Below are 13867 nucleotides of genomic sequence, written 5' to 3' on the forward strand. Positions count from 1 at the left end.
AGGGGCTCCATCTTGCGTCGCCCGCCGCGATCCGGCCAATACGACTTGTCTTCTAGCAGCCTGGCTTGTTTTACGCTTTGCACCCTCCTCTCCCTCGCATGAGCGCCCCATGACTTCTTCCATCCAAGTGGCCGACCACGCCGGTGTGCGCGAACTTCGCCTCAACCGCCCGGATGTCCACAACGCCTTCGACGACCGGCTGATCGCCGAACTGACCACCGCCTTGCATGCTGCCGGCAGCGACCCGGCCGTGCGCGTAGTGGTGCTGACCGGCGAGGGCGCCAGCTTTTCCGCCGGCGCGGATCTGAACTGGATGCGCGGCATGGCCAAGGCCGGCGAGGCGGAAAACCGCGAAGACTCGTTGCGCCTGGCCGCCTTGATGCGCACGCTGCAATTCCTGCCCAAGCCCACCGTGGCGCGTGTCAATGGCGCCGCTTATGGCGGCGGCGTGGGCTTGATCGCCTGTTGCGACATCGCCATCGGCGTGGACAGCGCGAAGTTCGGCCTGACCGAGGTGCGGCTCGGCCTGGTGCCCGCGGTGATCTCGCCTTATGTGATGGCCGCGATCGGTGTCCGGCAGGCGCGACGCCTGTTTCTGACCGGCGAAATCTTTGATGCCGAAACCGCCGCACGCATCGGCTTGCTGCACGAGGCGGTGGCCGCGGAATACCTGGACGACGCCGTGCACACGGTGCTCAAACACTTGGCCAAGGCCGGCCCTTCGGCGCAACGCGAAGCCAAGCAGCTCGCCTTCAACATGCATGGCTTGACCGAGGCCGCCGCCGAACGCCTCGATCTGGAAAACGCCGCTCTGATTGCGCGGCTGCGCGTATCCGAAGAAGGCCAGGAAGGGCTAGGCGCCTTCCTCGACAAACGCACCCCCGCCTGGATGTAGGCTGGGATGCCAATCCCAGCATAACCCCCTTCCCGAACGAGGCTTGCCATGAAACGCATCGTCAACATCGCCGATATCGAGCTGCAAGCTTTTCCGCCCGGCTTCGGGCCCACCGGCGACGCCGCGCAACGCTTCGAGGCACGCATGGGGCGCGTTTCCGCGCAGCTGGGCGCGCAGAAGCTCGGCTACAACATCACCGCCGTTCCTCCAGGCAAGCGCGCCTTTCCGCTGCACAACCATCGCGTCAATGAAGAGATGTTCTTCATCCTGGAAGGCCAAGGTGAAGTTCGCGTCGGCACCGAGTGCTACCCGATCCGCCAGGGCGACATCCTCGCCTGCCCACCGGGCGGACCCGAGAGCGCCCACCAGATCATCAATACTGGATCGGTCGAAATGCGTTATCTGGCGGTGAGCAGCAAGCTATCGCCGGAGATCTGCGAATACCCCGACTCCAGCAAGTACGGCATCCTGGGCGAGTTCGGGCCCGATGCGGAAGGCAAGCCGCAGATGATCCGCATCGTGATGCGCCAGGGCGATACCGCCGACTACTGGGAAGGCGAATAGTTGTTGCGCTGCGCATCGGCGCGGTTGGCTAAATCTGCTAATTTTGTACGCTTTGCATTCTGCGAACCGGTCAAGGAACCCGCATGTTCGAGCGCGTACTGATTGCCAATCGCGGCGAGATCGCCTGCCGCGTGATCCGCACCTGCCGGCGGCTGGGCATCCATACTATTGCGGTGTATTCGGAGGCGGACCGCGACGCGCAGCACGTACGGCTGGCCGACGAAGCCTGGCCGATCGGCGGCCCGCGCCCGGCCGAATCGTACCTGCGCAGCGATGCGATTCTGGAGGTCGCAAAAAAATCCGGCGCGCAGGCGATTCATCCCGGCTATGGCTTTCTTTCCGAGAACACGGCGTTCGCTCGCGCATGCACGGAAGCTGGCATCGCTTTCATCGGCCCGCGCCCGGAAAGCATCGACGCCATGGGTTCGAAGGCGGCCGCCAAGGCGCTGATGGAACAGCACCAGGTACCGTTGGTGCCGGGCTACCACGGCGACAATCAGGACACCGATGTGCTTGCCGAGCAAGCACGCAAGACCGGCTTTCCGCTAATGATCAAGGCCGCGGCCGGCGGCGGCGGCAAGGGCATGCGCATCGTGCGCACGGAAAAGGAATTCATCGATGCGCTAGCCTCCGCGCAACGCGAAGCGGCCAGTTCGTTCGGCGACACGCGAGTGATCCTGGAACGCTACGTGGAGCACCCGCGCCATATCGAGTTCCAGGTGTTCGGCGACACCCATGGCGAGGTGATTCACCTCAACGAGCGTGAATGCTCGGCCCAGCGCCGTTACCAGAAGGTGCTGGAGGAAACGCCCTCGCCGTTCCTCACCGCCGAACGCCGCAAGGCGATGGGCGAAGCGGCGGTCGCCGCGGCCAAGGCGGTCGATTACGTCGGCGCCGGCACGGTCGAATTCATCGTCGGCCAGGACGGCACGTTTTATTTCATGGAAATGAATACGCGCCTGCAGGTGGAGCATCCCGTCACCGAGGAAACGCTGGGGCTGGACCTGGTCGAATGGCAATTGCGCATCGCCGCCGGTGAACCGCTGCCGCTGCGACAGGAACAGGTCCAGGCACATGGGCATGCCATCGAAGTGCGCCTGTACGCCGAAGATCCGGAGCAGAACTTCCTGCCCGGCTCAGGCAAGCTGCGCCAGCTACGCCTGCCCGCCCCGTCGCGCCATGTACGGCTGGATGGCGGTGTGATCGAAGGCGACACGGTGACCATTTTCTACGATCCGATGATCGCCAAGCTGATCGTTTATGACACTGATCGCACGCAAGCGCTGCAACGCCTGCGTGAGGCCCTGGCCGAATGCGAGATCGTCGGGCCGAAATCGAACATCGGCTTTCTCGAACGGCTGGCGCGCCATCCGGTCGTGGTCGAAGGCCGCATCGACACCGGTTACCTGGATCGCCACCTTGATGAATTTCTAACCGGCGATGCGGCACCCTCTGAACATGTCCTGTTCGCAGCCGCCACCGTCGCCCTGCTTCACGACGAACGCACGCTCGTCGCCGCGTCGGTGCACGGCAATGACCCTTACTCCCCTTGGTCACGTGCTGACGCATGGCGCGTCGGGCATGCGGGCAAACGCATCATCGCGCTGGGTCTGCGCGAGCAACGCTACGAAGTCGAGGCCTATGGCCACGACGGCGATTACCGCTTGCAGCACGGCACGTCGCAATGTGAAGTACGCGGCGCGCGCCTGGATCGCGAGGTGCTCAGCGCACGCTTCGGCGATGAAGGCATGCGACTGCGCATGCATGCCGACCAGGAGCGCATCACCTTGCACGATTCGAACGGCCAGCGTCATGCGTTCGTGCGCGCGGCGGCGTTTGCCTGGGAATCCAAGCAAGGCAGCGGCGGCAACCAGATTGCCGCCCCCATGCCGGGACGCATCGTGCTGGTGAAAGCCAAGGCGGGGGACACCGTCGAAGAGGGACAGGAATTGCTGGTCATGGAGGCCATGAAAATGGAGCTGGCCTTGAAGGCACCGCGCGCAGGAACCATTGATAGCGTAAGTGCAACGCAAGGTGAGTTTGTGGAAGCCGACACCGTACTCGTTCGCTTCGCCTCGTGAGTATCGCCTTAGCTTGCTGGAGCCCGGCATGAATACAGACTCTCAAGTTCGGATCGTCGAAGTCGGCCCGCGGGACGGTTTGCAGAACGAAAAGACCCTGCTGCCGCCGGACATCAAGATCGCGCTGATCGATCGCCTGTCCTCCACCGGCCTGAAGACCATCGAAACGACCAGCTTCGTCAGCCCGCGCTGGGTGCCGCAGCTGGCCGACGCGGCGGAAGTGTTCCACCGTATCCGCAAGGTGCCTGGCGTCGGCTATCCCGTGCTGGTACCGAACGAACAGGGTTACCGCATTGCTCGCGAAGCCGGTGCGTCCGAGGTTTCGGTGTTCACGGCCGCGTCCGAAGCTTTCAATCGCGCCAACATCAATGCGTCGATCGCCGAATCGCTGCAACGCTTCCAGCCGGTACTGGAGGAAGCCAAGGCCGAAGGCGTAAAAGTGCGCGGCTACGTCTCCACCGCCCTGGGTTGCCCGTATCAGGGTGAAGTACCCATCGCCGACGTGGTCAAGGTTGCCAAGCAATTGTACGAGATGGGCTGCTACGAGGTGTCCGTGGCCGACACGATCGGCGTCGGCACGCCCGCCAAGGCGCGCGCCATGTTGCACGCGGTCGCGCAGGAAATTCCCATGCACGCCCTGGCGGTGCATTTCCATGACACCTACGGCCAGGCCCTCGCCAACATCCTCGCCTGCCTGGAAGAAGGTGTGCGCGTCGTCGACAGCGCCGTCTCCGGCACGGGTGGCTGCCCGTATGCAAAGGGCGCCACCGGCAATGTAGCCAGCGAAGACGTGGTGTACATGCTGCATGGCATGGGCCTGACGACCGGCATCGACCTGGACATGCTGGTGGCGACCGGCGCGTGGCTCTCGGCACAGCTCAACAAGCCCTCGGCGAGCCGGGTGACAAAGGCGCGGACCACGGCAGACACGTAAGCATCGGGATTCCAAGAAAGAAAGCTGGGATTAGCATCCCAGCCTACGCGCTGGTAAGTTGGCGCTCATGCCTGAGTTCACCATCCGCCCCATCGAGCCGCGCGATAGCGCCGCCGTAGCCAACATCATCCGTACCGTCATGCCCGAATTCGGCGCCGACGGTCCGGGCTTCGCCATCCACGACCCCGAAGTCGACGACATGCATGCCGCCTATGCGCGTCCCGGCGGTGCGTATTTCGTGGTGGAGCGCGGTGGCAGCATAGTCGGCGGCGGTGGCGTCGCTCCGCTGGATGGCGGCGAGACGGATGTGTGCGAATTGCGCAAGATGTACTTCCTGCCCGAGGCGCGTGGCATCGGTGCGGGCCCAGCCATGCTGCAACGCTGCCTGGATGCGGCACGCGGTTTTGGCTTCAAGCGCTGCTACATCGAAACGCTGACCGGGATGGATGCGGCGCAATCGCTGTATCGCAAACACGGCTTTACGCAGTTGTGCGCCCCCATGGGCGGCACCGGCCACTTCGGCTGCGATCGCTTCTTTATCCGAGAGCTATAGCAGCGAAGCAGATCATGGTCAGCCACGATCCCCGCATCGACGCCTATATCGCGAAATCGCCTGACTTCGCCCAGCCTATTCTCGAATACCTGCGTGTCATCGTGCACAGCGCTTTTCCCGAAGTGGAAGAAAGCATCAAGTGGGGCTGCCCGCATTTCCTGCATGAAGGCAAGCTGCTGTGTTCCATGGCCGCATTCAAGCAGCACTGCAGCTTTCATTTCTGGCATGGCAAGAACGTGGTCGGCGCGACGGACAAGGAAGGCATGGGCCAGTTCGGCAAGCTCACCTCCATCAAGGAGTTGCCGAGCAAGCAGGCATTGATCGCCTACGTTCGCAAAGCCGTCACGCTAAGGGAGGCCGGCGTGACGAGGAAACCTGCCCCTGCGGCGCGCAAACCACCGCCCAAGTTGCCCGACGATTTCGCCACCCTGCTGAAGCGGCATGCCGCCGCACGCAAGACATACGAGGCGTTCAGTCCCAGCGCGCAGCGCGAATACGTCGAGTGGATAAGCGAAGCCAAGACCGACGCCACGCGCCAAAAGCGCATCGCCACCGCGCTGGAATGGCTGGCGCAAGGCAAGCAACGCAACTGGAAATATCAGTCATGATCCGTATTGCCCGCGCGGCCGACGCCGAGGCCATTCATTCGATTTACGCACCCACCATCATCGATACCGCGATCACCTTTGAAACCGGGCTGCCCGGTGCGGAAGCGATGCGCCAGCGCATCCTCACACGCTTGCAGCACTACCCGTGGCTGGTGTGGGAAGCCGGTGGCGAAGTACTGGCTTATGCCTACGCCACACGCTTTCGCGAACGTGCGGCTTACGACTGGATCGCGGAAACATCCATCTACGTGCATGAGAACGCACGCCGCCGTGGCATTGCGCGCAAGCTTTACGCCGCGCTGCTGGATGTGATGCGCCTGCAAGGCATCAATCAGGCGGTGGGGGTGATCACGCTGCCGGGTGAAGTCAGCGTGGCATTGCACGAGGCCATGGGTTTTGCGCCTGCCGGGGTCTGGCGCCAGGCCGGCTACAAACTTGACCGATGGTGGGACGTAGGGGTGTGGCAGAAGGAACTGCAGCTTGCCGCCAATCCGCCACAGCCAGTGGCTGCTTTTCCGGCGTTAATCGAATCGCAGGCACTGCACGAGATCTTTCGCCGCCACGCCTGAAAGAGGGCGTAGGCTGGGATGAAATCCCAGCTTTCTTGCGGGTTTGCAGAAGCGGGGATTTCATCCCAGCCTACGCGGCTTCGCCAGGGGGCCGAGGCGTTCGGCAAGCTGTCGACCCACTGCGTTACCATTGCGTTTTTCGCTTGACGGGATTTCCCATGCAGCTCAATCAAGTCAAAGCCATCGTCACCGGCGGCGCCTCCGGCCTCGGTCATGCCGTGGCCCAGCATCTGGCCGCGAACGGCGGCCACGTCGCCCTGTTCGACGTCAACGAGGAAAAGGGCCAGGCCGCGGCCCAGGCGCTGAACGGGCATTTCTTCCGCACCGACGTCACTTCCGAAGAAGGCGTCGCCGCCAACGTCAAGGCGGCCAAGGAGGCCCTGGGCGGCCTGAACGTGGTGGTGAACTGCGCCGGCATCCTGGGCGCCGGACGCATGCTGGGCAAGGAAGGGCCGATGGCGCTGAGCACCTTCAGCAGCACCGTGATGGTGAACCTGGTGGGCAGCTTCAATGTCGCCAAGGCCGGTGCCGCGCTGATGCAGCACAACGAAGCGGGCGAGGATGGCGAGCGCGGCGTGATCATCAACACCGCCAGCGTAGCCGCCTACGAAGGCCAGATCGGCCAGGCCGCCTACTCGGCCTCCAAGGGTGGCGTAGTGGCCATGACGCTGCCGATGGCGCGTGAGCTGTCCCGCTTCGGCATTCGCGTGGCGACGATTGCGCCGGGCATCTTCTGGACGCCGATGGTGGATGGCATGCCGCCGCAGGTGCAGGAGTCGCTGGCAGCGTCCATTCCCTTCCCTTCACGCCTGGGCAAGCCGGACGAATTCGCCAACACCGTGGCGTTCATCCTGGGCAATCGCTACATCAACGGCGAAACGATCCGCCTGGATGGCGCGGTGCGCCTGCAGCCGAAGTAAAGTCCAGCGCCCTGGCCAATAACCTTTCATTCCTAAACCATCGGCTCACTCATGAAAGCTTCCGACGTCAAAAAAGGTAACGTGGTCGAACACGAAGGCACCGTTTACCAGGTGCGCGACATCGAACGCAGTTCGCCTACCGCGCGTGGCGGCAATGTCACTTTCCGCTTCACGCTGTATTCCATTCCCGGCGGTCGCAAGTTCGATCTCAGCCTGCGTGCCGACGATGACTTGAAGGAAATGGAACTGGTGCGGCGCGCGGCCAACTTCTCGTACATGGACGGTGACGCCTACGTTTTCATGGACAACGAGGACTACACGCAATACACACTCGGCCCGGAATTGGTCGGCGACAACGCCGGCTACATCGTGGAAAGCGTGGAGGGCTATTACGTGCAGCTCATCGACGATGCGCCGGTGGGCCTGCAGGTACCGACCAGCGTGCTGCTTATCGTGGCGGACACCGCCCCGGAACTGAAGGGCGCCAGCGCCACCAAGCGCACCAAGCCGGCCAAGCTCAACACCGGCATCGAGATCCAGGTGCCGGAGTACATCACCACTGACGAAAAGGTCTGGGTGAACACCCTCACTGGCGAATTTGCCGGACGTGGCTCGGAAAAGACGTTCTAAGCGGAGTACCCGCATTGAACTCTGACAGAACGGCGCTCTTCGGGGCGCCGTTTTTTCGTGCGATCGCCACGCGACAGGGCGGTGCCGGTAGGGCAAAATCCTTGGCAATCCGGCAGCTTTCCCCGCCATGTCCACCCGAGCCTACTCGCTAAGCGCCAGCGTGCTGCAAAGCCTGACTGCAACCAAGCGTCCGGACGTACCGGTGTGGGTGGTAATCCGCAATACCGCCGCGGTGGTCTTGCCGCTGGCAGTCGGCATGCTCACTGGCCACGGGGAAGCGGGCCTCGCGATCGGCGCCGGCGCCCTCGATACCATGTTTTCCGATCAGCCCGGCCCTTATCGGCAGCGCCTGCAGCAGTTGCTGCTGGCTTCGCTGGCGGCGGGGCTCGCTTCCCTATGCGGCTTTCTGGTCGGAGGGAATCTACCGTTAATCCTCACCGCGACCGCAGCATTCGGCTTCTTCGGCGGCCTGCTGGTGGTGTTCGGGGTGGACATCGCGCGCGTGGGCATGACCAGCATGATCCTGCTGGTGATCACAGCGGCCACGCCAACCACGCTTGCAGACGCCTTGATCGGCGCCGCGCTGATATTCGCCGGCGGTCTGCTGCTGACCTTGTTCTCCGTTGCCGCCTGGCCATTGCAGCGCTACGGCCCGGAGCGGCATGCGCTGGCCACCGTCTACCGCGGCCTGGCGACCCTGGCCAGGGACAACAAGCAAAACGAAGAGGAAGTACCGGCGCTTGCCGATGCGATGACAATGCTGCAGCAGACGCTGCTTGGCCGCCATCGTGCACACGGGCGTGCAATGGAAGCCTTTGCCGTGCTGCTGGAGCTGGCCGAACGCATGCGCCTGGAACTGGTCGCGATGGCGGAGCTGCATGGCGCGGCAAGCATCCTTGCGATGTTCCGTGCCGATGCCGCGCGCGTGCTGACAGCACTGGTCGCGGCCCTGGAAAGCGGCGATTCGCCGGAGCAGGCCGCGCGCGCCTTGCAAACCCTGCAAGCCAGCGAACGCGCCCTGCTGGACAACCATAGCCGCAGCGACAGCGTTGCCGCGCATATCCACGCACTTTCCGGCCAGCTCGCCGCGGCCGTGCGCAATGCCAATTGGGCCGGCGCAAGCGGCGAGCAGCGCGCGGCCGCGGCAGAAACGCGCCTGCCGAGCGCACTGCGAGGCACTTCGGCCTTGGCCACCCTGCGCGCGAATCTCACCACGCATTCGGTGGCATTCCGGCATGCGCTACGCTGCGCGGTGTGCCTGAGCATCGCGCTGCTGGTCTCGCGGCTATGGCATTTGCCGCACGGCTACTGGCTGCCGATGACGGTGGCGATCGTGCTGCGCTCGGATTTTGCGGCCACGCTGAATTTCGGCCTGTTGCGCGTTGCGGGCACCATTCTCGGCCTGGTGCTGACGACCGCCTTGCTGTACGTCACGCCGCACGACCCATGGGCGCATCTCGCCTTGATGGCTGTGCTGTGCATGGCGTTCCGCTACCTGGCGACCGCGCACTACGGCATTGCCGTTGCGACGCTGACCGGCACGGTGGTGATCCTGTTGTCGTTCGAGGGCGTGAATTCGGACACCGCCGTGATGGATCGTGTGCTCAACACCGTGCTTGGCAGCGGCATGGCCCTGCTCGCCTACGTGATCTGGCCCACCTGGGAACGGAAGCGCGCCCGTCCCGCGTTGTCGGACATGCTGGATGCCTATGCCGATTACCTGCATGCGCTGGCGCGGCCGGAACAACGCCACCCGCATCGTGAAACCCGCACCGCCGTGCGCACCGCGCGCACCAATGCGCAGGCCTCGATCGATCGCATGCAGGCCGAACCGGCCACCCCGCTGATCCTGCTGGAACTGGCCAATGCGCTGTTCCTCAACGGCAACCGCCTGGCGCGCACGGGGATGACATTGGAAGCCTTGCTGCACGACTGCGACAGCCTGCCCGAGCAGGTGGAAGTGACGCATTTTGTGGAACGGGCCGCTTCCCAGCTGCACGCCCTGGCGGTGGCGCTGCGTAACAACCAGGTCTCGGGACCGGCCCCGGAACTGCGCCAGCTGCAGCGCAGCCTGGCCACCCTGCTGGCCATGGCGGACGACCGTCCGCGCGCGGAACAACTGGTCCGTATCAGCGACCGCCTGGTCGACAACATCGACACGCTGGCCCACGTGGTCAGTCGCGGGCCGCTCGAAGCCGCGGCGGCGCAAGGCGAACGTCCCGTGCATCCATGAGTAGCCACGCGCTCCTCACGGCCGGCAGCCCCGGCAGGCGCTACACTTGGCGGCATGCTGAAAATCGATACCCATGCCCACATCCTCCCGCGTGACTGGCCCAACCTTGCCGCCAAATACGGCAACGATGCCTTTCCAGTAATGACGCACAGCGATGGTCGGCATCGCATCTACAAGGACGGCAAGTTCTTCCGCGAGGTATGGGATTCTTCGTTCGATCCGCAGTACCGCGTTGACGATTACGCCCGCTTCGGTGTGAACGTGCAGGTGATCTCCACCGTGCCGGTGCTGTTCTCGTACTGGGCACCGGGTTACCAGGCGCTGGAACTGCACCGCCATCTCAACGATCACATGGGCGGCATCTGCCGGGATTTTCCCAGGCATTACGCAGGCATCGGCACGGTGCCGCTGCAGGCGCCGGAACTGGCCATTCGCGAACTGGAGCGCTGCATCGACGAACTGGGCCTGTGCGGCGTACAGATCGGCTCGCATTGCAACGACTGGAACCTGGACGCGCCGGAACTGTTCCCCTTCTTCGAGGCCGCGGCGGATCTGGGCGCGGCGCTGATGGTGCACCCGTGGGACATGATGGGCGCGGCCAGCATGCCCAAGTACTGGATGCCGTGGCTGGTGGGAATGCCGGCCGAACAGTCACGTGCCGGATGCTGCCTGGCCTTCGGCGGCGTGCTGGAGCGGCTGCCCAAACTGCGCGTGATGCTGGCCCATGGCGGCGGCAGCTTTCCATGGAGCATCGGCCGTATCGAGCACGGTTTCCGCATGCGCCCGGACCTGGTCGCCACCGACAACCCGCGCAATCCGCGCGAATACCTCAAGCGCCTGTATTTCGATTCCTGCGTGCACGACACCCGGGCACTGCAATATCTCCTGGATGTGACCGGCTTCGACCGCGTGATGCTCGGCACCGACTATCCTTTCCCGCTGGGGGAGCAGGAGCCCGGCAGCGGCATCGAATCGCTTGAACTGGATGAACCGGCCCGCGCCCGCCTGTTTCACGGCACCGCGCTGGAATGGCTGGGGCTGCCGTTACGCCGTTTTGTACCCAATACGCTTCCCGAGGAACACGCATGAAATTCAGCCGCTACATCGTCGTGACAGTCTTGCTTGCCATGAGCAGCATCGCGATGGCCAATGCAGACGATGTCACCATGGCGTCCGGCAATGTGCACTTCAGCACTCCGTCCAACTGGGTCGGCATCATGCAGGTGGACGGCGATCCGGAAGTGCGCGTGTTCCAGGTACCCGATCCTTCTCCCAGCGCCGGCAGCACGCTCGCACGCGTCAGCGTGACCGTGAAGCAGGAAGCCGATGCCCAGGCCTTTGGTGACTACGTCAATGGTGCAATGGCCAAGGCGAAAAACCTGAAGGACTACCAGCCCAGCGCCCGCTCATCCGGCGACCAGAACAGTTTCATCTATACCGCGAGCGAAAGCGGTACGCCGTATACCTATATTGAACGCTATTGGTTCCGCAACGGCCACGCCATCCAGTTGCGCTGCGCGCGCCCGTCGGCCAGCCAGGCCGGGCAATCCTGGGCCGCAAGCTTCGACCAGGGCTGCAAGGCTATCGCCGCCAATTTGAACACCTGATTGCGTGATCTGGCGCCGCCGCTGTCATCCTCCTTTCACGAGCATGACGGCACAGCCGGCTGAAGTTCCTTAAAATGCGCCCCACGCCCTGCCCGGATGCATTGATGCCCATTTCCTACGAAGCCACCATCGAGTGGGCCCAGGCCCGTGACGCCGCCGATCCGCTGCGCGATTTTCGCAACGAATTCCTGATCCCGCCGCACGAGCACGGCGACAGTCATTATTTTTGCGGCAATTCGCTCGGCCTGCAGCCGCGTGCGGTGCGCGATGCCATCAATACGGAACTCGATTATTGGGGCGAGCTGGCGGTCGAGGGCCACTTCAAGGGCCGCCTGCCCTGGATGGATTATCACGAGTTCGTGCGCGATCACCTCGCCGAAGTGGTCGGCGCGCAGCCTGATGAAGTCGTGGCAATGAATACGCTGGGCGTGAACCTGCACCTGATGATGGTGAGCTTCTACCGCCCCACGCCGGACCGGCACGCCATCCTGATCGAAGCCGGCGCCTTCCCCACCGATCGCTACGCGGTCGAATCGCAGATCCGCTATCACGGCTTCAGTCCCAATCTGTCGCTGATCGAACTGGAAGGCGACGAACCCAACGGCACGCTATCGATGGCAGCCATTGAACGCGCGCTTGCCGAACACGGCTCGCGCATCGCCTTGGTACTGTTGCCCGGCGTGCAATACCGCACCGGCCAGGTGTTCGACTTGAAGGCGATCACCGAGCTCGCGCACCGGCAAGGCTGCCAAGTAGGCTTCGATCTCGCCCATGCGGTGGGCAACTTGCCGCTGCAATTGCACGACAGCGGCATGGATTTCGCGATCTGGTGCAGCTACAAATACCTCAACGGCGGCCCTGGCGCGGTGGGCGGCGCATTCGTGCATGAGCGCCATGCACGCGCCACGCTGCCACGTTTCGCCGGCTGGTGGGGCCACGACAAGACCACACGCTTCCAGATGGGGCCGGAATTCGTGCCCACGCCCGGCGCGGACGGCTGGCAGCTTTCCAATCCGCCGATCCTCGCGCTGGCCCCCCTGCGCGTATCGCTGGACGTCTTCCATCGCGCCGGCATGCAACGCCTGCGCGAGAAATCGCTGCAACTCACCGGCTACCTGCAATGGCTGGTGGAAACGCAGCTACCCGATGTGCTGGAAGTGGTTACGCCCAAAGATCCCGCGCGCCGCGGCTCGCAACTCTCCATCCGTGTGCTGGGCGGCCGCGCGCAAGGGCGCACCCTGTTCGAATATCTGATCGAGCACGGCATCATCGGCGACTGGCGCGAACCGGATGTAATCCGGATTTCGCCGGTGCCGTTGTATAACCGGTTTGCTGATTGCTTGGCGTTTGCGCAAGCGGTACGGCGCTGGAAAGAGCAGGCTTAATGCGATCTACTCTCGCCCTAAGCCAACGCTGCGCCGCAATGCATTAGATGCGCAGGCTGGATGCCAGTCCCAGCACTCCCATGCTTCAGATAGCTGAGAATGACATCCCAGCCTGCTTGCCTGTTCGCTACGAACCGTGCCCGCAAGCTGCAGTTAGGCTCGACTCCACTCCGACTCAAGTGTTGATAGTCCGGCCCACACCGACTTCATAGCCGACGATCGAATGGATCTCGCCAAGACTTCCCGGCGCCCTCTTTTCCGACGTCAGGGCTTGGCGGCTTGGCTGGCCTTTTTGGCCTTATCAAGCTCATGCGCTTTCATATCATCCATCATCTGCGCAAAGATCTGACGAGCCTGAGGAATCGCAGCCTGCGTCAATCTCTGTCCGGCCTCTCCGCCTTCCTGCTGGAGCACCGGCATTTTTGCAATCAATGCCCGTCCCGTCGGCGACCTATAGAACACCAGCATGTCGTTGACTTCCTGTTGCGACAGATTTTTGCGATAGATTTCCACCATGATCGGCTCAAATTTGTCCCACGCGAGCTGGTTCTGAAAAGTATCCATCACCTTGCCTATCCCGCTGCTCAAAATTTGCTGTTCCTGCACATCCAGCGGATGCCCCACGGATTGCAATGCCGATTTCTGCATTGTCGTTCGCATCTGCGACATGATGCCATCCAGCATGGTGCGAGCATTGGTAATTTCCAGCAGCTGACGAATCGATGCGTCGCTAGCCGGCGCTGCGTCCGTCCCCCAGGCTGAGCCTGCCGCGAAAATACCGGCCATCGCCATTGCGCAAATAAATGCCTTCACGTCCCGCTCCCCTTGTGTCCTTATGGAGCGCCCAGCCTATCCCACAGCCAGGCGCCGCTCAACGCTGGAGCATGG

General features: G+C 63.3%; 14 protein-coding genes. 13 read left to right on the top strand and 1 reads right to left on the bottom strand.

The features are described 5' to 3' along the window. Positions 1-109 precede the first annotated feature (109 nt). The 13 genes from QQJ96_RS19640 (at position 110) to kynU (ending at position 12979) form a co-directional block, all read left to right on the top strand. Complete coding sequence (locus QQJ96_RS19640; protein WP_284333726.1) at positions 110-895, top strand: enoyl-CoA hydratase-related protein; 786 nt, start codon at positions 110-112, stop codon at positions 893-895. 48 nt (positions 896-943) lie between these two features. Then, positions 944-1459, top strand: a complete 516-nt coding sequence (locus QQJ96_RS19645; protein ID WP_284333727.1) for a cupin domain-containing protein — start codon at positions 944-946, stop codon at positions 1457-1459. 83 nt (positions 1460-1542) lie between these two features. Continuing rightward, the gene (locus QQJ96_RS19650) at positions 1543-3540 is read left to right on the top strand and encodes an acetyl/propionyl/methylcrotonyl-CoA carboxylase subunit alpha (RefSeq protein WP_284333728.1); all 1998 of its coding nucleotides are present in this window, start codon (positions 1543-1545) and stop codon (positions 3538-3540) included. A gap of 28 nt (positions 3541-3568) precedes the next feature. Beyond that, entirely contained in the window at positions 3569-4474 is a 906-nt protein-coding gene (locus tag QQJ96_RS19655) for a hydroxymethylglutaryl-CoA lyase (RefSeq protein ID WP_284333729.1), read from the top strand. Positions 4475-4541: 67 nt separating this feature from the next. Next, on the top strand, positions 4542-5027 hold the full coding sequence (locus QQJ96_RS19660) for a GNAT family N-acetyltransferase (RefSeq protein ID WP_284333730.1): 486 nt from the start codon (positions 4542-4544) through the stop codon (positions 5025-5027). Between the two features lie 14 nt (positions 5028-5041). Next, a complete protein-coding gene (locus QQJ96_RS19665; RefSeq protein ID WP_284333731.1) occupies positions 5042-5635 on the top strand; it encodes a YdeI/OmpD-associated family protein in 594 nt (197 codons plus the stop codon). Next, a complete protein-coding gene (locus QQJ96_RS19670) occupies positions 5632-6204 on the top strand; it encodes a GNAT family N-acetyltransferase (RefSeq protein ID WP_284333732.1) in 573 nt (190 codons plus the stop codon). Before QQJ96_RS19665 ends, QQJ96_RS19670 begins: the two co-directional genes overlap by 4 nt. Positions 6205-6362: 158 nt before the next feature. Next, positions 6363-7124, top strand: coding sequence for an SDR family oxidoreductase (locus tag QQJ96_RS19675; protein ID WP_284333733.1), 762 nt, complete (start codon positions 6363-6365; stop codon positions 7122-7124). A gap of 51 nt (positions 7125-7175) precedes the next feature. After that, positions 7176-7754 (top strand): elongation factor P-like protein EfpL, encoded by a 579-nt coding sequence (efpL, locus tag QQJ96_RS19680; protein WP_284333734.1) that lies wholly within the window; start codon positions 7176-7178, stop codon positions 7752-7754. A gap of 127 nt (positions 7755-7881) precedes the next feature. Next, positions 7882-9987: an FUSC family protein gene (locus tag QQJ96_RS19685; RefSeq protein ID WP_284333735.1), complete on the top strand. Its 2106-nt coding sequence runs from the start codon at positions 7882-7884 to the stop codon at positions 9985-9987. A 54-nt stretch (positions 9988-10041) separates the two neighbouring features. After that, the gene (locus QQJ96_RS19690) at positions 10042-11076 is read left to right on the top strand and encodes an amidohydrolase family protein (RefSeq protein WP_284333736.1); all 1035 of its coding nucleotides are present in this window, start codon (positions 10042-10044) and stop codon (positions 11074-11076) included. Beyond that, positions 11073-11594, top strand: coding sequence for a hypothetical protein (locus QQJ96_RS19695; RefSeq protein WP_284333737.1), 522 nt, complete (start codon positions 11073-11075; stop codon positions 11592-11594). Before QQJ96_RS19690 ends, QQJ96_RS19695 begins: the two co-directional genes overlap by 4 nt. A 104-nt stretch (positions 11595-11698) precedes the next feature. Continuing rightward, positions 11699-12979 (top strand): kynureninase, encoded by a 1281-nt coding sequence (kynU, locus tag QQJ96_RS19700; protein ID WP_284333738.1) that lies wholly within the window; start codon positions 11699-11701, stop codon positions 12977-12979. 264 nt (positions 12980-13243) lie between these two features. On the opposite strand, the gene QQJ96_RS19705 is transcribed toward kynU, so the two are convergent. Then, the gene (locus QQJ96_RS19705) at positions 13244-13792 is read right to left on the bottom strand and encodes a DUF2059 domain-containing protein (RefSeq protein ID WP_284333739.1); all 549 of its coding nucleotides are present in this window, start codon (positions 13790-13792) and stop codon (positions 13244-13246) included. Positions 13793-13867 lie beyond the last annotated feature (75 nt).

Origin of the sequence: Dyella flagellata (assembly GCF_030160275.1) — a bacterium.
GTDB classification, from domain to species: Bacteria; Pseudomonadota; Gammaproteobacteria; order Xanthomonadales; family Rhodanobacteraceae; genus Dyella_B; species Dyella_B flagellata.